Source organism: Larsenimonas suaedae, assembly GCF_023712105.1.
Taxonomy (GTDB): domain Bacteria; phylum Pseudomonadota; class Gammaproteobacteria; order Pseudomonadales; family Halomonadaceae; genus Larsenimonas; species Larsenimonas suaedae.
Window position 1 is genome coordinate 544298 of sequence record NZ_JAMLJI010000001.1, and the last position, 17874, is coordinate 562171.

The 17874-nt window shown below is 60.0% G+C and carries 17 protein-coding genes and 2 tRNA genes; 9 read left to right on the plus strand and 10 right to left on the minus strand.

The features are described from left to right. Nucleotides 1-124 precede the first annotated feature (124 nt). The 3 genes from NAT49_RS02575 to NAT49_RS02585 are packed head-to-tail and all read left to right on the plus strand — an operon-like array spanning nucleotide 125 to nucleotide 2146. Nucleotides 125-451 carry a DUF1244 domain-containing protein gene (locus tag NAT49_RS02575; protein ID WP_251590080.1) on the plus strand — a complete coding sequence of 109 codons (327 nt, stop codon included), beginning with the start codon at nucleotides 125-127 and terminating at the stop codon, nucleotides 449-451. After that, a complete protein-coding gene (moaB, locus tag NAT49_RS02580; protein WP_251590082.1) occupies nucleotides 448-966 on the plus strand; it encodes a molybdenum cofactor biosynthesis protein B in 519 nt (172 codons plus the stop codon). The genes NAT49_RS02575 and moaB overlap by 4 nt, the downstream gene beginning before the upstream one ends. Continuing rightward, nucleotides 956-2146 (plus strand): molybdopterin molybdotransferase MoeA, encoded by a 1191-nt coding sequence (locus NAT49_RS02585; protein ID WP_251590085.1) that lies wholly within the window; start codon nucleotides 956-958, stop codon nucleotides 2144-2146. Before moaB ends, NAT49_RS02585 begins: the two co-directional genes overlap by 11 nt. Here the strand turns inward: NAT49_RS02585 and NAT49_RS02590 are convergent. The 6 genes from NAT49_RS02590 to NAT49_RS02615 all read right to left on the minus strand — a co-directional run bounded on the left by NAT49_RS02590 (nucleotide 2119) and on the right by NAT49_RS02615 (nucleotide 4885). Beyond that, a complete protein-coding gene (locus NAT49_RS02590; protein WP_251590087.1) occupies nucleotides 2119-2742 on the minus strand; it encodes an ACP phosphodiesterase in 624 nt (207 codons plus the stop codon). The genes NAT49_RS02585 and NAT49_RS02590 overlap by 28 nt on opposite strands. 8 nt (nucleotides 2743-2750) lie before the next feature. Continuing rightward, nucleotides 2751-3101, minus strand: a complete 351-nt coding sequence (locus tag NAT49_RS02595) for a TusE/DsrC/DsvC family sulfur relay protein (protein ID WP_251590090.1) — start codon at nucleotides 3099-3101, stop codon at nucleotides 2751-2753. Nucleotide 3102: 1 nt separating this feature from the next. Further along, nucleotides 3103-3393 (minus strand): sulfurtransferase complex subunit TusB, encoded by a 291-nt coding sequence (gene tusB, locus NAT49_RS02600; RefSeq protein WP_251590092.1) that lies wholly within the window; start codon nucleotides 3391-3393, stop codon nucleotides 3103-3105. 3 nt (nucleotides 3394-3396) lie between these two features. Continuing rightward, entirely contained in the window at nucleotides 3397-3747 is a 351-nt protein-coding gene (tusC, locus tag NAT49_RS02605) for a sulfurtransferase complex subunit TusC (RefSeq protein WP_251590094.1), read from the minus strand. Next, entirely contained in the window at nucleotides 3744-4136 is a 393-nt protein-coding gene (gene tusD / locus NAT49_RS02610) for a sulfurtransferase complex subunit TusD (RefSeq protein ID WP_251590096.1), read from the minus strand. The genes tusC and tusD overlap by 4 nt, the downstream gene beginning before the upstream one ends. 71 nt (nucleotides 4137-4207) lie before the next feature. After that, nucleotides 4208-4885 carry a Bax inhibitor-1/YccA family protein gene (locus NAT49_RS02615; protein WP_251590098.1) on the minus strand — a complete coding sequence of 226 codons (678 nt, stop codon included), beginning with the start codon at nucleotides 4883-4885 and terminating at the stop codon, nucleotides 4208-4210. A gap of 157 nt (nucleotides 4886-5042) precedes the next feature. On the opposite strand from NAT49_RS02615, the gene NAT49_RS02620 reads away from it, so the two are divergent. Continuing rightward, nucleotides 5043-5133: transfer RNA gene (locus NAT49_RS02620), tRNA-Ser, on the plus strand. Between the two features lie 114 nt (nucleotides 5134-5247). On the opposite strand, the gene NAT49_RS02625 is transcribed toward NAT49_RS02620, so the two are convergent. Then, nucleotides 5248-5643 carry a hypothetical protein gene (locus tag NAT49_RS02625; RefSeq protein ID WP_251590100.1) on the minus strand — a complete coding sequence of 132 codons (396 nt, stop codon included), beginning with the start codon at nucleotides 5641-5643 and terminating at the stop codon, nucleotides 5248-5250. A gap of 379 nt (nucleotides 5644-6022) precedes the next feature. On the opposite strand from NAT49_RS02625, the gene NAT49_RS02630 reads away from it, so the two are divergent. After that, a tRNA-Ser gene (locus NAT49_RS02630) sits at nucleotides 6023-6113 on the plus strand. A gap of 657 nt (nucleotides 6114-6770) precedes the next feature. On the opposite strand, the gene NAT49_RS02635 is transcribed toward NAT49_RS02630, so the two are convergent. Beyond that, complete coding sequence (locus NAT49_RS02635; RefSeq protein ID WP_251590102.1) at nucleotides 6771-8897, minus strand: PhoX family protein; 2127 nt, start codon at nucleotides 8895-8897, stop codon at nucleotides 6771-6773. 753 nt (nucleotides 8898-9650) lie between these two features. On the opposite strand from NAT49_RS02635, the gene NAT49_RS02640 reads away from it, so the two are divergent. Beyond that, nucleotides 9651-9869, plus strand: a complete 219-nt coding sequence (locus NAT49_RS02640) for a hypothetical protein (protein WP_251590111.1) — start codon at nucleotides 9651-9653, stop codon at nucleotides 9867-9869. Further along, a complete protein-coding gene (locus tag NAT49_RS02645) occupies nucleotides 9866-10045 on the plus strand; it encodes a hypothetical protein (RefSeq protein WP_251590112.1) in 180 nt (59 codons plus the stop codon). The genes NAT49_RS02640 and NAT49_RS02645 overlap by 4 nt, the downstream gene beginning before the upstream one ends. Here NAT49_RS02645 and cobA read toward each other — a convergent pair. Continuing rightward, nucleotides 10025-11233, minus strand: coding sequence for a uroporphyrinogen-III C-methyltransferase (gene cobA / locus NAT49_RS02650; protein ID WP_309619156.1), 1209 nt, complete (start codon nucleotides 11231-11233; stop codon nucleotides 10025-10027). The two genes, NAT49_RS02645 and cobA, sit on opposite strands and share 21 nt — an antisense overlap. A gap of 24 nt (nucleotides 11234-11257) precedes the next feature. Then, on the minus strand, nucleotides 11258-12538 hold the full coding sequence (gene serS, locus NAT49_RS02660; protein WP_251590113.1) for a serine--tRNA ligase: 1281 nt from the start codon (nucleotides 12536-12538) through the stop codon (nucleotides 11258-11260). A 211-nt stretch (nucleotides 12539-12749) separates the two neighbouring features. Between serS and ydiJ the strand changes: the two genes are divergently transcribed. Further along, entirely contained in the window at nucleotides 12750-15866 is a 3117-nt protein-coding gene (ydiJ, locus tag NAT49_RS02665; RefSeq protein ID WP_251590114.1) for a D-2-hydroxyglutarate dehydrogenase YdiJ, read from the plus strand. Nucleotides 15867-15938: 72 nt separating this feature from the next. Continuing rightward, nucleotides 15939-17765, plus strand: a complete 1827-nt coding sequence (locus tag NAT49_RS02670) for a cation:proton antiporter (protein ID WP_251590115.1) — start codon at nucleotides 15939-15941, stop codon at nucleotides 17763-17765. Nucleotides 17766-17874 lie beyond the last annotated feature (109 nt).

Here is a 17874-nt window from a genome sequence, read left to right on the forward strand (position 1 = left end):
CTTTTTGTAAATTAAATAAAACGTTTTTAACGTCTGGCGCACCCAAGGGGTTCGAAAGCGACACAGCCGCGCTACACTGCCCCAACGACGCATCTATCGCACCGAATACCCGCAAGGAGCCTCCATGTACGCGCAGCTGCCCGAACAAACCCAGCAACGCATCGAAGCCGAAGCCTTTCGCACATTGCTCAAGCACCTCGATGACAACAAGGACGTTCAAAACATCGACCTGATGATCCTGGCGGACTTCTGCCGAAACTGCCTCTCGAAGTGGCTGGTCAACGCCGCCGCCGATCAGGGCATCGAGCTCGACTACGAAGCCGCCCGTGAGCACGTCTATGGCATGCCCTACAGCGAGTGGAAAACGCTGTATCAAGCCGAGGCCACCCCCGAGCAGCTCGAGGCGCTCAAGGCCCGCCAGGCGGCCAAACAGGATGAGCACACCCCATGACCTTTCTTCCTCTATCCATTGCCGTGCTGACGGTTTCCGACACGCGAACGCCCGATACCGACAAGTCAGGCAACTACCTGGCCCAGGCCATCGAAGCCGCGGGCCATCGCTGCGCCGAGGGCGTAATCGTGCCGGACGACATCTATCAGATTCGGTCACAGGTATCGGCCTGGATCGCGGCCGCCCACATCGATGTCATCATCACCACAGGCGGCACCGGCTTTACCGGGCGCGATACCACACCCGATGCGTTGACGCCGCTGTTTGATCACGCAATCCCGGGCTTTGGTGAGCAGTTTCGCGCCCTGTCCTATCAGGAAATCGGCAGCTCCACCATTCAAAGCCGCTGCATCGCGGGCTTTGCCAACCGCACGGTCATCTTTGCCCTGCCAGGCTCGACCGGGGCGTGCCGAACCGGCTGGGAGGGACTGATTCAGGAGCAGCTCGACAGCCGCCACCAGCCGTGCAACTTCGCCAACCTGGTCAAACGGGGAGACGGCCAACATGGGCACTGACTTTCACAGCGTCGATGCTGCACGTGCGGCCCTGCTCGAGGGCGTCACGTCGCTTGAGAGCGAATCGTGCGCGCTGGACGCCGCAGGGGGGCGTGTACTCGCCGAGGACGTGCACGCCGCCTACGACATGCCGCCCTTCGATAACAGCGCCATGGACGGCTACGCCCTTCATAGTCGTGACCAGGGCAAGACTCTTGCCGTTTCCCAGCGCATTCCGGCCGGCACCAATCCACCACCGCTCGCCCCCGGCACCTGCGCGCGCATTTTCACCGGTGCGCCAATCCCGGGGGGCGCCGACAGCGTGATCATGCAGGAACACGTTCAAATCGATGAAAACGGCCACATCGGTTTTCCAGACACCGTTGCTTCCGGCAACAACGTTCGCGTTCAGGGCGGTGAAGTCGCCGTGGGCAATGTGCTGCTTTCTGCCGGAACGCGGCTGACGCCCGCCACCCTTGGGGTACTTGCAAGCCAGGGCATTGCCCAGCCAAGGGTTCGACGCCGGCCACGTGTCGCGCTCTTGACCAGTGGCGATGAGGTCATTCTTCCGGGCACACCGATCCAGCCGGGCCAGATCTATAACAGCAACCGTTATCAGCTGGCGGGGTTGATCGAGGAATTCGGCGGGGAGATTGTCAGAATCACGCACTTGCCCGACAGCTTCGAGGCCACCTGTCAGGCACTCCAGGAGGCTGCCGCGACCGCCGATGTACTGGTTACCGCTGGTGGGGTCTCGGTCGGCGAGGAGGATCACGTCCGCCACGCGATCGAATCGATGGGCACGCTCACGATGTGGCGGCTGGCGATGAAACCCGGCAAACCGCTGACGATAGGCCGTATCGGTCACGCATCGGTGGTGGGACTTGCAGGCAACCCGGTGTCCGGGTTCGTTGGCAGCTACCTGTTTCTGCGTCCGCTGCTTGGCCGACTGCTGGGCTGCCCGACGCTTGAGGCATTACCGGCCCGAACCGCTAAAGCTGCCTTTTCGACCAGGACGGCCGGCCGCCGCCATTACATGCGCGTAACGCTCACCGCCGAAGGCGATGCCCATCTGACGGGCTCGCAGGACTCCTCGATGCTGACCTCCTGCGCGCTGGCCGAGGCATTTGCGGTCATCGAGCCAGACAGTGTCATCGCCCCCGGCGATCCCATTCACTGTTTGACGCTGCCTGGGGCCTGACGCGCCCTATCGACCGGCCGGGTCTGGGCCTCCAGATCCGGCCAAAGCCGTTCAAACGCCGCTTCCAGGCGCCTCGGATGGGTCTCGAGCCAATCGCCCAGCGCATACATCTGAGGCGTTTGACGCGGGATTCGATGGCCGAGTGCGCGCACGCTCTGGCAGGTGTAGCCATAGTCGGCGTAGCGCTCCAGCCAGCGCTGTCTAATCAGGGCATCGCACAGCGGCCCCATGCGGCCCGGTACAAGATGCGCATTTAGAGACAAAACCTCATAGATTCGGTCGATGAGGCCACGCTCGAGCGCGGGGTGCTGCGTCGCTGGATCAAGCAGAAATCTTGCCAGAAAATGATCCCATACCAGATCAAACCCGATGCCCGAGACCCGGCGCACCTCACGCGGCACATCCTCCTTGAGTGCCTGCACCTCGGTGTGGTGATCGATCCACTCATCAAGCTGACGGTGGCGCCGGATGCCAAGGGCAACGTCCGCGGGCCAAGCGGAAAGATCACGGCCCTTGATGCCATCGGCGATCAGGTTGCCCAAAAGGTACTCATCGGACCCGCTGTGAGCGATGACCGCGTGGCCCAGAAAGTTCATCGCAGGCCCTACAGGCAGTTGGTGGGCTTGGGGAGCCCGGCCAGGCGCGCCGCGACCTTGGCAGGGCTGTCCGGAAACAGCCGCATCAGATAGATCGAACGGCCCTTCTCGGGCCCAAGCGCCTGACCGACCGCCTTGACCAGCGGTCGCATCGCAGGTGAAAGCTCATAGGTCGCGTAAAAGGTACGGATGACCTCGATCACCTCCCAATGCGCGGGCTCAAGCGTTCGGCCCTCGCGCTCGGCCAGGGCGTTGGCTACCTCGGGCGTCCAGCGCGCACGCTCAACCAGATACCCCTCGGGATCCAGCGCGATGACCTCTTCGCCGACGTTGATTGAAAGCTCGTCGTTGCCTGCCATGTCAAAACCAGCTGATGGACTGTGAGTGGGTGGCGGTCAATTCTACAAACCCGTCGACCGTCACGGTTTGCACGCGAGCATCTGTGCGCGCACCAAGGCCTCGCGCCTCAAGATCCTCCGACAGTGCGTACACCGCAACGTCAAGAGGCAGTGACGCACACCACCGCGCATCAAGCGCGCAGTAGACACCGTCCTCGACCAAGACGAGCGCATCGCCCGGGACAGTGGCACGAAGGGCATCATCGGGCGTCGCGCTTGAAAACGCACTGCGATTGAGAATATGCAACGTCATGGGTCAAAAGCTCACTATCTGTCGATACGACGCGGTCACGGACGCCAGTTCGCATTCGATGGCATCGACGGCAAGCGCACTCACCTCGAGCCCCCGTTGCTGCAGTGCGACGCGGTCCACGAAAATCGTTTCGATGTCATACATCGGCAACGCCTTGATCATTGGCAGCGTGCCCTTTTGCCCGAGCGCCCCGGCGCTCTGGTCCGGGAGCAGGCAGAACACGCCGTCGCCGGCGAACACAATATCCACCGCCATGCCCATCGCCCCACCGACCAATGCGGCTTCGATGCCTTCACGCGCAAAACTCGTTCCGTGCGGCGCATGACGAATCAGAATCAATGTTTTATCGGTCATGGGGCAAAGGTCACCGTGCGATCTGAGGATTGGGCCGAGGCCAGTAGCTGTCCGACGCCTGTCAGCTCAAAAGGTTCGCCCAGATTATGCACCTCGCCCCCGTGACGGCGAGCCTCGGCGTCGTTCATCACACCCCGTTTCAGCGCAGCCGCCACACACACCAGCAGCTCACAGCCCTGAGTAGTCTTGAGCTCGGCCCAGGCCTGATTCAGGTGTGGCTCATCCTGTGGCGGTGTGATGAGCGTCGAGGCGTTATAGACACCGTCGTGATAAAAGAACACGGTGGCAACCGTATGCCCAAGCCCCGGCAGCGCACGGGCGAACCGAAGCGCCGAATGGGCAGCCTGGCTGCTGTAGGGGGCGCCATAGACGATCAGCGTGTACTTCAAGAAAGGACTCCTTCACAAACAAAAGCAGGGCCCGAAGGCCCTGCACTTGCATCCCGCTGTCACGTCGATGCTCAATCGTCGCCGGAAACGACGCCTAGAATCGAGAGCAGGCTGACAAACAGATTATAGATCGCCAAGTATAACCCCAGGGTGGCCAGAATGTAATTCTGCTCCCCCCCATGGATGATCTGGCTGGTCTCATAAAGAATCATCGCGCTTGCAAACAACACGAAACCGGCCGATACCGCGAGCGCCAGACCGGAAATGTTGAACAGCATCGCAACGACCATCGCGACCACCAGCACAATGGCGCCGGCCATGAGGAAGTTGGCCAGGAAACTGAAATCCTTCTTGGTGACCAGCACCACCGCGGAAAGCCCCACAAACGTGATCGCCGTCATCGCAAGCGCGGTCATGATCAGCTGCGCGCCGTTGCCAAGCGTTAGATAGCTTGAAAGCACCGGGCCGAGCGTAAAGCCCATGAAGCCGGTGAAGGCGAAGATCGCGAGAAGCCCCGCGGATGAGTTCTTGAGCTTGTGCACCAGAAACATCAGCCCGTAGGCGCCGATGAAGAAAACGAAGATGTTGAGATGGGCAACACCCATCGACATCGCAAGCCCGGCGGTCAGAGCAGAGACCCCAAGTGTCAGGGCCAACAGCATGTAGGTGTTGCGCAGAACCTTGTACGCCGGAGCGACCTCGCTCCTCGACTGGCTGTGCGACGCGACATCGTGATAGCGCTCATTCATGACAGGTCTCTCCAATGAGACAGAGAAAGTGATAGTCACCAGCATGCAACGCCTTCTCACACCATGCAACACACCGTTCAACACTGGTTAAGTCTATGATCGTAAAAAACATACTTGACGATCCAAAACCAGCTGGTAGTATACGCAGCCGTGAGCCGGAGGGATGGCAGAGCGGTTGAATGCACCGGTCTTGAAAACCGGCAAGGGTTTATAGCCCTTCCAGGGTTCGAATCCCTGTCCCTCCGCCACCTTGACTACCGACGCCCTGAATCGATCTCATCGATTCAGGGCGTTTTCGTTTTAGGCCCACCCTGTTTCAAAGGTCATCTCAAGCGATGACGCTCCATCAAGCCGTCAAAGGGTCAGCGCGTCGATGCCTCGGTCATCGGGTTTCTGGCCGCCACCAGCGCAACCATAAACGCCACCAAGGCAAGGCCCAGGTACCCACTTAACACCTCGGCAAGACTCATGACGCGAGCGGCCTGCCCGGCAATCAATGACGGAATCGCCAAGGCGCACAGTACCACCGGCTTTAGGCAAACGTAGTTGGACACGCGCCCGAACACTAAAAGCGCCGTTATGGCCCCCACGAAATAGAACACCGCCGTCAACGAAAGATCGGCGTAGGAAAGTCCATGGGCAGATTGGTAAAGGGCGTAGAGCGGAATGGGTGTTGCCGAGGCGGCAAACACCGCCATCAATGACAGAGAGGCCGCCCAGAAGCCAAGCCAGCGAGACGGTGGATCAAATGACGGCATCACTTACCTCAAGACGAATGAAAAACGCCTGCCCCCGTGGCAACGGATACAGGTGAGGGTACAAAACACGCAGGCGAGACCTAATGCATCAGAACGTGAACGAACGCCTCAGTGCGTTAACGTCGCTTTCGATCACTCAGGCCTGTCCGTCGTACTCGGCGTCGGCCACCTTTTCAAGCTAGGTTTGATGCTCTTGACGAAAACGGCGCTATTTCGGTCATCATCAAACGTGCAGAGTGATGCATTCTCTCTGTTACCCAGGGCCGAACCAGCGCGCCGCCGAAGGCGAGGCCCGGCGCGCACTCTCGAACAGGTGCATATTCCAAGAGTCAGCAATTGCGCAGAGCGCTATAGCGTGTTAGTGTACGCACCCGCATCTGGAGGGATGGCAGAGCGGTTGAATGCACCGGTCTTGAAAACCGGCAAGGGTTTATAGCCCTTCCAGGGTTCGAATCCCTGTCCCTCCGCCAGCTTCATGAAAAAGCCCCCGGCACCTTACTCAGGTACCGGGGGCTTTTTTTATCGTTAAGCCAGCAATTGGCCAAACGCCCAAAAGAAAAGCGCCCATAAAAAAAGCCGCTCACTCGAGGGGGGTAAGCGGCCAAAGCATGTAAAAGCAAGACACGGCGTACGTCCTGCTTTTTTAATTTACGGCAGACAGTGGTGTTTCTTTATCGATTAAACGCTTGAATTGATAGTCTTTTGCACAATTTATAAACCGATCGGTCTCGAACAAGAAGAAACTCTAACTCTACTTGGCATCTACTTCCAATTCGGTACGAATACAACCTTCCATTCGAGCGCACGGCCGGCGGGGTCAAAACCGGTTGCGACTTCCAGTCGGCCACACTGACAACACACGCGCTCTTGATAAGGAGGTTCCAATTGCCAGGTGTGCCCTTTAAACCAGCAGAGTGAGGCCAACGGTAGGCGCACATGTCTTTTTTTCATTGGGTAAGCGAGTTCCGGCGGCGGTTAATCATTCTATTTGTTACATAATGTTTAAAAGTTTATCTCATTACTAAAAATACGAATGTACTGATATGCGCATCCCCTGCGCATAAGCGCCTTTTTTCAGGCATAAAAAAACCGCCCGAAGGCGGTTCAAAAAATACGGAAAATGCTGTCTACACGCCGATCTTGCCACCATCACTCTTTTGAATCACGACGGTTGCCGCCCGAGGACGAACCTGGCCATTGGCGATGGCGGTCGCATCATTAGAGCCCGGCACCGGCCAATTGCCCGGATGCTGGATATTGATAAACAGCGCCGTACGGTCAGGGGTTGCAAAGATTCCGGTTATTTCGCAGGCGTTCGGCCCGACCGCAAAGCGCTTGAGCTCGGTATACCCCTCTCCCAGCGCTCCTGGAATACAGGCCAGCACCTGGTCGTTGGTCGCCTCGGCCACCGCGTTGGTACGCCCTTTATCAATGCCGTTGTCGGTCTCGATCCAAAGGATGCCGGCGCCTTCATCGGTGCGCTGATCGAACCAGAGCCCATCAGGGCTTGCAAACTGGTTGGCTTCGGTAAGCCCAGAGCGGTTGACGGCGGGGCTTGCATCCGCGGCGCTCCCGAACAGGAACACTTCCCAGGTAAACGACGACGCCGAGGCGCCTTCGCGCCAGCGCAGCACTTGACCGTACTCGTTGTCCGGACGCGGGTTGGCGGCGTTGACTGGCGCGGTCTTGTACCCCACGCCCAAGGCCTCTGCAGACGCATCTGACTCGGTGTACTCAGGCTCGGTGCCATGGGCGGTGCGTTTTGAGTTGTTGGTCAATGACATGAACACGTCGCCGGTACCGGGATCGACGGTCCCCCATTCCGGGCGGTCCATCGGCGTCGCTCCCATCAGATCAGACGCGTCGCAGGTATTGATGATGATCCCGGCCTGGTCGCCAAAGACGTCACCGAGCGTACGTTCACCCTTGGGGCCTCCGCCTGGAATCGTGCTGTCCGGCGTCAATGCAAGCCACTCGCCACGACCGTCGGAGCCGAATCGGGCGACATAGAGCGTTCCCTCGTTCATGTAGCTGTCGCCAATGGCGTGACGGTCATACCGCTCGCCGGGGCGATTGGCATCCTGAGCACGCCAGCGCTTTTTGGACACGAACTTGTAGATGTATTCATTGCGGGCGTCATGACCGGTATAGAACGTCAATGGCTCGCCCTCGACCACCTTGCCGGGCCAGCACCCTTCGTGCCGGAAACGGCCCAGGGCGGTGCGTTTGTGAGCGCTGCTGTTGGGGGCGTAAGGGTCGATTTCGACCACATACCCAAAGCCTCGGGCCTCGTTGCGGTAATCCTGAAGCGCCGAATCACCGCTTGGGGTGTTGTTGAAGCGCTCGAACTCACCCTGCGCGCCGCCGGTAGCGGTTTCCCAGGCGTAGCGGCCACGATCGTCACGGAGTCCAAGGCGACGTTGATCGTCCGTCATCTCGCCGGTGTTGATGAACACTTCCGGCCAGTTCTCTTCGCAGGTCAAATACGTGCCCCAGGGCGTATAGCCACTGGCGCAGTTGTTATTGGTGCCACGAACGCGAGTGCCATCCGGCGACCAGGCGGTCTTTACGTACTCACTGCCTCGAACCGGGCCCGCCAGCACCATTGGCGTCGCAGAGGTATAGCGCTTGTTGTGGGCATCGTCTTTCACCATGTGCCAGTGGCCTTCGGCGTTTTTGGAAAGCCGCACCACACAGACGCCATGAGCGTTGATTTCAGTACGAACCTCGTCGGCCGGACGTGCGCCTTCCTCCTGATGCGTCGGACCGCCTTTCGGAGACCACAACGCCGACTGGTCGATGTACTCGTGGTTGATCGCAAGCAGAAAATCACTCGAGGCCTTATCGGTACTCAAGGGAAAGTGGTACATGCCATCGTGGTGCATCCCCATGGCATTGGCCTGAAATTCGGGCGTGAGCTCAAGCGTCTGAGACCACTGCGGGCCACTCGAGCTCAACGCGCTGCCCCAGGGCACCAGCACCTGAGCGGTGTACCCCGGAGGCACTACGACGCCATCGGTCATGGCGCCGGCAATGGACTCGAACCCAAGGGTCAAGGCAGGCGCCTTTGCCGTATTGGCCATGGCGTGCTTGATGGCGCCGGGCAGCCCAAATCCTGCAAACATGGAGGCGCAGGCCATACCGAGCCCGCCCTGCATGATCTTTCGCCTGGAGAGATGCCTGTCCAAGACGGTCGAAAACGGCGTGTTCGAGGAAGGGTTCAATTCATCATGGTTTTCGATTTCACTGCTCACCGGCCAGGCTCCTTAATGTCTTTGTTCAAGGCGCAGGCAGACTAACTGCACCAAATGACAAAACCATGACGGCCACCTCATCCGGTGTGCCCTTGCAGACACCACATACAAAAATCGGACACAAAAAAACGCCCGACCCAAAAGGTCGAGCGCAAGTACGCAGGGAATGCTGCCGTAGAAGACAGCGGGAAAAACGACGCGATGTTCGCGTTCACCGCTTTCCACTACGGAGGCACTACATGGACAGACGGGGTGCTTAAAAGTTTCATGCCATGCGCGATAATTTCATCATTTTAACGACCGGCCCGTCATTGAGATGTCATCAAGCGCTGATTGAATCGTTCGCGCCTGGACGGCATTCGGCTCGTACAGGACGTGCAAACAAGAAATGTACAAAAACCGTAAAATAAATGTATAATTATACCGTACCGTTCACCGACGAACCGAATACGCGCATGGATGCGCATTTTGAGGATGATACGCCAATGACCTCACCCAACTGTCCCCAATGTGGCTGCATGCTTGAATGGCCCAAGCTTTCTGGCCGTACACGTGATGACCAGTGGCTCTATTGCGCCAACGGGCATCCAATATGTACGGTAAGGGAGTTCCGCTACGTTGCGGAAGAGCTGTTGATGAGCGCAGAACTTGCCGAACGGCAAAGACGTAAACCAATGCACCGAGCGGCGTGATCACACGCGGCTCACCCGGCGCAGCGCACGCTGCGCTCCCTTTTTTGCCGGAGGGGATATCATGATTTCAGAACCCTACTACACCGAGCAATTTACCCCGTGTCAGCGCTGGCTATCAAACTGGCTCGATCAGTTCGAACATACGCCGCAACATGCCTGGCACCAGTTCGAGTCCGCCCATCGGACCGCATTTATCATTTTGCGCGCAACGCATCCCGACATGCCCGACGACTATTTGATCGAGTCACTGATCCAGGCCCAAATGCAGGCCATGACATGAGCCGACGGTTTCGCCGTCGGGCTCGACGTGAAATTACCAATTCCCATTATCGCCAGATCATACTGTGGGAAGACATCAAGCTTCTTGCCATGGTCGCCTTCGGCCTGTTCTCACCGATTCTTCTTTGCCTTGCGGTCATGGCGCTTACCAATGCTCTACCTTTCACCCTTCTCTGACAGATCCCCCTGCTGCGACACTGCGGCCTCAGGCGTTGGGTGCTTGCCGTGACGCCAGCCAAGACTCGATGAACCGTTGGGGTCGAACCAGTGCAGCTTCTCATGCAAGGACACGACGTCGCCTACGATGATCAGGGTTGGCGGCGCGATATCAATATTATCTGCATACGCGGCCATGGTACCAAGCGTGCCAACATGAACCTGCTGGCGCGCCGTGGTGCCCTGCTCAACCAGCGCTACCGGCCGCTCGGCTGGTGCACCATGCGCGATCAACTGATCGCAGATCACACCCAGCGTCCCAAGCCCCATATAGAACACCAGAGTCTGGCCAGGCTGTGCGAGGGTTGGCCAGTCGAGGTCGCAGCTGCCGTTTTTGAGATGCCCCGTAATGAAGCGCACCGACTGGGCATGATCACGATGGGTCAATGGGATGCCTGAATAGGACGACACACCGATAGCGGCCGTGATGCCAGGCACCACCTCGAACGACACACCATGGTTTGCAAGCTCTTCGAGCTCCTCACCTCCCCGCCCAAACACGAACGGGTCTCCCCCCTTGAGCCGAACCACGCGATAGCCGGCCTTGGCCCACTCCGCCAGAGAGCGATTGATATCCTCCTGGGGTACGCTATGGTCAGAACGCGCCTTGCCGACATAGAAGCGCTGGGCCTCAGGGCGAATCATCGACAGGATCTCGCGAGAGACCAGACGGTCATGGACCACCATGTCAGCGGCCTCAAGCGCGTCCACGGCCTTGAGCGTCAAAAGCCCCGGATCACCCGGCCCGGCCCCAACCAGCGTGACGTGGCCCGGGCCGCCGCGCGGCTTGATGGCGCGGCCCTGCACGTGGCGCCCTGGCAAATGCACGCTTGATTGTTCGGGAAAGCGCGGGGCGTATACGGGCACATCGGCGTCGAGCGCCTCGCGCAGACACGCCTGATCAACGTGCTCATCGTCGGTGGCCACCACCCAGATTACGCCAGGCGCCGGGGCCGGGCGCTGCTCCTGGTGCGCCCAGCCTTCCCGTTCGATCAGCGCCTCAAGCGAACTCGAAAGCGCACGTGAATAAACCGTGACCCGAAGGCCGAGACCCGGCCACTGCTCGGCAAGCGTCAGTGCGCTTGCGCCCCCGCCAATCAGGCACAGATGCAATCGATCCGGGCGGTAATGTACCGTCAATACGTCCATGACGCGCTCCCTGCCTCGATCGCCCTAGCCTGCATTGATGCTGTCGCGACCACCCATGTAGGGCTTAAGAACCTCGGGCACCTCGATCGAGCCGTCTTCACGCTGATAGTTTTCAAGGATCGCGACCAGGCAGCGGCCAACGGCCAGACCCGACCCGTTGAGCGTATGCACAAGCTGAGGCTTCTTCTGATCCTTCATTCGGAAACGAGCCTGCATGCGGCGGGCCTGGAAATCCTCGCAGTTGGAAATGGAGGAAATCTCACGGTAGGTGTCCTGACTCGGCAGCCAGACCTCGAGGTCGTAGGTCTTGGCCGCGCCGAAGCCCATGTCACCGGTGCACAGCGTCACCGCACGGAACGGCAGCCCCAGCGCCTTGAGAATTGCCTCGGCGTGGCCGCGCATTTCTTCGAGGGCCTCGTAGGAGCGGTTGGGGTGTACGATCTGAACCATTTCGACCTTGTCGAACTGGTGCTGACGAATCATGCCGCGCGTATCGCGCCCATAGGCGCCGGCCTCGCTTCGAAAACACGGCGTATGCGCCGTCAGCTTGAGCGGAAGCGCCGCCTCATCGACAATTTCGTCGCGTACGAAGTTGGTCAGGGTCACTTCAGCGGTCGGAATCAAGTAGTACTCGGCGTCGCCCTCGAGCTTGAACAGATCCTCGCCGAACTTGGGCAGCTGCCCTGTTCCAAACAGACTGTCCTTGTTGACCATGTACGGCACGTACGCCTCTTCATAGCCGTGCTCGAGGGTCTGGGTATCGAGCATGAACTGCACGAGTGCGCGATGAAGCCGCGCCACGCCCCGTCGCATGACAGCAAAGCGTGAGCCGGTCAGCTTGGCCGCCAGCTCAAAATCGAGCTCACCGTGTAATGCGCCAAGGTCGGTATGATCCTTTGGAGTAAAATCGAAGGCTTTCGGCGTACCCCAGCGGTGAAGCTCGACGTTGTCGTCTTCGGACGCGCCTTCAGGCACACTTGCATGCGGCAGGTTGGGAATGCCCGACACCAGCGTTTCGAAGCGCTCCTGTACCGTTGCAAGCTCGGCCTTGGCCGACTCCAACCGCTCGCCCAGATCGCTGACCTCGGCCAGAAGCGGCTCGATGTCCTCGCCCCGGCCCTTGGCCTGGCCGATCGCTTTCGAACGGGTATTGCGCTCGTTTTGAAGCTCCTCGGTGCGGCCTTGAAGCTCACGCCGCGTTTGCTCAAGCGTCTCGAATTCCGCTGTATCCAGTTCGAACCCGCGTTTGGCCAACCGCTTGGCAACCGCGTCGAGATCGCTTCGAAGCCCTTTAGGATCAAGCATGGGGTAATCACTTCCTTAAATCAGTACGTCTGGATGGCGGTGGATCATGCACCGCAAGTCGGGCCATTGTATGGAAAAGCGCCGCCAAGCTCCATGTGTGAAACAAAGCGTCGCTTATGAGCAGCATCATCGATATCGATGAAGGGGTCGAAGTCCATGCGGCCACCCCCTAAACTAGCAGGATCGCCTTCATAACCATCGATTTATACCCATGACGCATTCGCAGGAACCTTCGATCCCGCATCAGGATCTCTATCTCGCCTTCTTGAGTGAGCTCGACCACCGCGGCTTCGAGGGCGACATCGCATCAAGCGACGCCGACCGTACCGTGCTTGCCACCGACAACTCCATTTACGAGCGCGTCCCTCAGGCCGCGCTGTTTCCGCGCCACGCGAAAGACGTTGCCCTGATCGCTCGGCTTGCGGGCGAGGCGCGCTTCAAGGCCGTCACACTCACACCACGCGGAGGCGGCACCGGCACCAACGGCCAGTCACTGACCGATGGGTTGGTGGTCGATGTCAGCCGCTACATGAACCGCATCATTGATATCGATCCCGACACACGGCGTGTCGTCGTCGAGCCCGGCGTCGTCAAGGATCAGCTCAATGCGACACTAAAGCCCCACGGGCTTTTTTTCGCCCCGGAACTGTCGACGTCGAACCGGGCAACGCTTGGCGGCATGATCAATACCGATGCAAGCGGCCAGGGCAGCTGCGAGTACGGCAAGACCCGCGATCATGTTCTGGGCCTCAAGACGGTGTTGATCGGCGGCGAGACACTTGAAACCACGGCGTTGACCGATGAGGCGCTTGAGACCGTGAGCGCGAGCCAGACTCGAAGCGGTGCCCTTCACCGCACGGTGAGCGCGCTGTTCGACGATAACGAGCAGGCGATTCTCGATGGGTTTCCGCCGCTCAATCGCTGCCTGACCGGCTATGATCTGCCGCACCTTCGAAACGACAAGCGCCAGCTCGATCTCAACAGCGTGCTCTGCGGCTCGGAAGGCTCGCTCGGGATTCTGGTCGAGGCGACCCTGAACGTACTGCCGATACCGGCGCACAGCGCGCTCGTTAACGTGCGCTATGAAGGCTTCATGGATGCGCTCAGAGACGCCACCTCATTGATGGCCCATGCGCCGACGTCGATCGAAACCGTCGATGAAAAAGTGCTGCTGCTGGCCATGGACGACTACGTCTGGGAAGGCGTCGCCGATTTCTTTCCGGCCAACCCGGCCAATGCCACAGGCCAGGTGCCAAGCACCCGCGGCATCAATCTGGTCGAATTCAATGCCGACACTGAACAGGCCCTCGAGGACAGGATCACGGCGTTTCTTGACGCGCTGACCGCCGACACGGCCACCCCACGTCTGGGGCATACCATCGCCCGCGGCCGCGCGTCGATTCAAAGGGTGTATGCCATGCGAAAGCGTGCGGTGGGCCTTCTGGGTAACGCCCGAGGTGAACGCCGCCCGCTTCCGTTCGTGGAAGATACGGCCGTGCCGCCGGAGCGACTGGCCGACTACATTCAGGAGTTTCGGGATCTGCTCGATGGGTACGGGCTACAGTATGGAATGTTCGGACACGTGGACGCCGGCGTACTCCACGTTCGCCCGGCGCTCGACATGCGCGACCCGGCGCAGGCAGCCCTGATCCGCCCGATCTCCGATCAGGTGGCTGAGCTCACTCAAAGATACGGTGGCCTTCTATGGGGCGAGCATGGCAAGGGCATCCGCTCGGCCTACACGCCGGACTTTTTCGGCGAACTCTATCCGCTGCTTCAACGCATCAAGGGCGCCTTCGACCCCGATAACCAGTTGAACCCCGGCAAGATCGCCACACCGCTCGAGTCCACGGATACGCTGCTCGAGGTGGACGGGGTTACCTTTCGCGGCGAACTAGATCGGCCCATCGACGAGCAGGTATGGCGTCACTACTCAAGCGCGGTGTACTGCAACGGCAACGGCGCCTGTTTCAACTATGACCCGAACGACGCCATGTGCCCGAGCTGGAAGGCGACCCGTGACCGCCGCCACTCCCCCAAGGGCCGGGCGATGCTGTTCAAGGAGTGGCTACGCCGGGAAGACGCTGCCGGCCGCGACGTTCTTGCCGAGGCCGGCACGGCAAGGACCCTGTCGCCCTGGATGGCGCTTTCGCGACGGCTCAGGGCCCAGGTGTCGAACGCCACGTCTCGCGCCGGTGATACGTCGTTCGATCATGAGGTGTTTGATGCGATGGCAGGCTGCCTGTCGTGCAAGTCCTGCGCCGGTCAGTGTCCGATCAAGGTCGACGTACCGGATTTCAAAAGCCAGTTTCTCTCGATCTACGCACAACGCCATGGCCGCGTCCTGAAGGATTATCTGGTCGGTTATCTGGAGGCCATGCTGCCACTGGCGGCGAAGGCCGCGCCGGTCTACAACACGCTCATCACCAGCACACCCGGTCAAAAACTGTTCAAACGCCTCGGTCTTGTCGATACCCCGACCATTGATCGGGCGCCGCTTGACAAGGTTTTTGCACAGTGGGGCGTTCCACAGGCCACTCCGATCACACTGGCACGACTGAGCCCAGCGCAGCGCGCTCGAAGCGTGATCCTTGTGCAGGATGCGTTCACACGCTATTTCGACAGTCACGTCGTCCGCGACACCGTGACGCTGCTGCAAAAGCTCGACCTGAACGTACTGGTCGCCCCGTTCAGGCCCAATGGCAAGCCGTCTCAGGTCATGGGGCAACTGGGCCGCTTTGAAGCCACGGCGCGGATCAATGCTTCCCATTTAAACGCACTGGCCGACGTTGGCGTGCCGCTGGTGGGCGTCGACCCGGCCATGACCCTGACCTATCGTCAGGAGTACGTTAAGGCACTCGGCCCCGATGCGGTACCGGACGTGCTTCTGCTCCAGGAATGGCTACAGACACTCGCGCCGCGGTTCAAGCGGTTAAACCTCGATGCGCCGACATTCAAGCTTTTGAGCCACTGCACCGAACGCACCACTGCCGCCGGCAGCGCCAGCGGCTGGCAGGCAGTCTTCAAAGCGTTCGGCGTGCCCCTTGAGCTGGTGCCGACCGGGTGTTGCGGCATGTCCGGCACCTACGGCCATGAAACCGCCCACAAGGCCACTTCCGAGGCCATCTATGACCTTTCCTGGCGGCCTCTGGTCGAGACCGACGCGCCCGGCCAGCTACTGGCCACCGGCTACTCGTGCCGAAGCCAGGTCAAACGGTTTTCGAACACCACGCTCGAGCACCCGGTGCAGGCGCTTTTGAAGCTTGTGGCGCGCGCCGAAGTTCACACCGACGCATCGATGGGTCAATCCATTGCCTCCGATGCGTAAGCCGGATAGGCTTGCGCCTTTTTACGCGTCAGCCATCCTTGCAATTCAGCCATCACTCGCCGGGGCCCTTGAATGGAACATGCTGCACTCTATCTGTCCCTGATCGGACTTTTGGCACTGGTGTGCCAGTGGGTTGCCTGGAAGATGCGTCTGCCGGCCATCCTCCCCCTTTTGATCGCCGGCCTTCTGATCGGGCCAGCCAGCGGTGTTTTGAAACCTGATGAGCTGCTGGGCGACCTGCTGTTTCCGCTGGTGTCGCTGTCCGTGGCGGTCATCCTGTTCGAGGGCAGTCTGACGCTTGACTACAAGGACCTTCGAGGCCACGGCCATACCGTGAGCCGACTGGTCACCTGGGGGGTGCTGGTGACGGGCCTGATCGGTACCGCCGCCGCGCACTGGCTTTTGGGCGTGTCATGGCAAATCGCGGCGGTGGCCGGCGCCGTGCTGGTCGTGACAGGGCCGACCGTCGTCACCCCGCTTCTACAAACGCTGCGCGCCAAGGGAAACCTGACTCAGATCCTTCGCTGGGAAGGCATCCTGATCGACCCGATCGGTGCCCTGCTTGCGGTTTTGGTGTATGAGTTTGTCGCGATCGGCCAGGATAACGGCGCCGCCTCGCACACGCTGCTTCTCTTTGCGAAAACGATTGGGCTCGGTTTCGGCGTCGGCGGCGTCGGGGGCTATATCTGGGGGCGTGTCCTTCGCAATTACTGGCTGCCGCAGAAGCTTCACAGCTTCGGTACCCTGATGGTGATGCTTGCGCTGTTCGCGGCCTCGAACACCCTGTTCGAAGAGTCCGGGCTTTTGACGGTGACCGTGCTCGGCATCTGGCTTGCCAACATGCGCGGTGTCCCTACCGCGCCGATCATCGAGTTCAAGGAAACCCTCTCGGTTCTTTTGATCTCGGGGCTTTTCATTCTCCTTGCCGCGCGCATTTCATCCGAGCAGCTCATGGCGCTGACGTGGCCCTACTGGCTGATGCTCGCGATCTTGATGTGGGTAGCCCGACCGCTGTCGGTCTGGGTCTGCACGATTGGAAGCGGTCTCAACTGGCGCGAGAAGGCGCTGCTTGCGTGGTTATCGCCACGCGGAATCGTTGCCGCCGCCGTGGCCTCGCTGTTTGCGATCAAGCTTGAAAAGGCCGGTGTCGAAGGCGCCGAAACGCTGGTGCCGATCACGTTTCTTGTCATTATCGGCACCGTCGTCATTCAAAGCCTGCTGTCTCAGCCCATCGTTCGTCTGCTCAAGGTCAGCGAGCCGCCCCCTACCGGGTTTCTGATTCTCGGCGCCAACCCGGTCGCGCGCGCCATTGCACGCGTGCTGGTCGATCTCGGTTTTACCGTTCGTCTGACGGACACAAGCTGGGACGCCGTGCAGGAGGCGCGCATGGCAGGGCTTCCGGTCTATTATGGCAATCCGCTGTCGGAGCACGCCATTCAGCATCTTGAATTGACCGGCATCGGCCGATTGCTGCCGCTCTCGCCCTACCGCGAACTCAATAACCTGGCCGGGCTTCACTTCGAGCACATCCTGGGCCATGGCAACGTGTTTCGACTGTCTGAAGATACCGGCAAGCAGGCCAAGCGTCAGCAGGACAAGGCGCTCGGGCACCTGCCGCTGCTGTTCGATCAGGAAGCGTCCTACGCAAAGCTTGCAAGCCTTATCGCCCACGGCGGCGAAGTGCGAACGGCAAGCATCACCGACAACTTCAGCATGGCCGACTACGAAGCTGCCCATGGCGGCCGGTTGATACCGCTGTTTGTACTGTCGGCACAGGGCAAGCTGCGCGTGGCTCAGGCCGGTTCAGCGCTCGCGCCCAAGGCCGGTGATCGACTCGTGAGCCTGATCCTGCCGGACTCGCCGGAAATGGAGCGCCGCAAACCCGCGGAAACCGTGTAGAGAGACAGCGCTCGCCAGACACACGACGCGTCGAGTAAGGTACGTAAATGCTGTCGAGGCCGACAGCATTTACCACACCAACAACAAACAACAGCTGTGGAGAAACGCT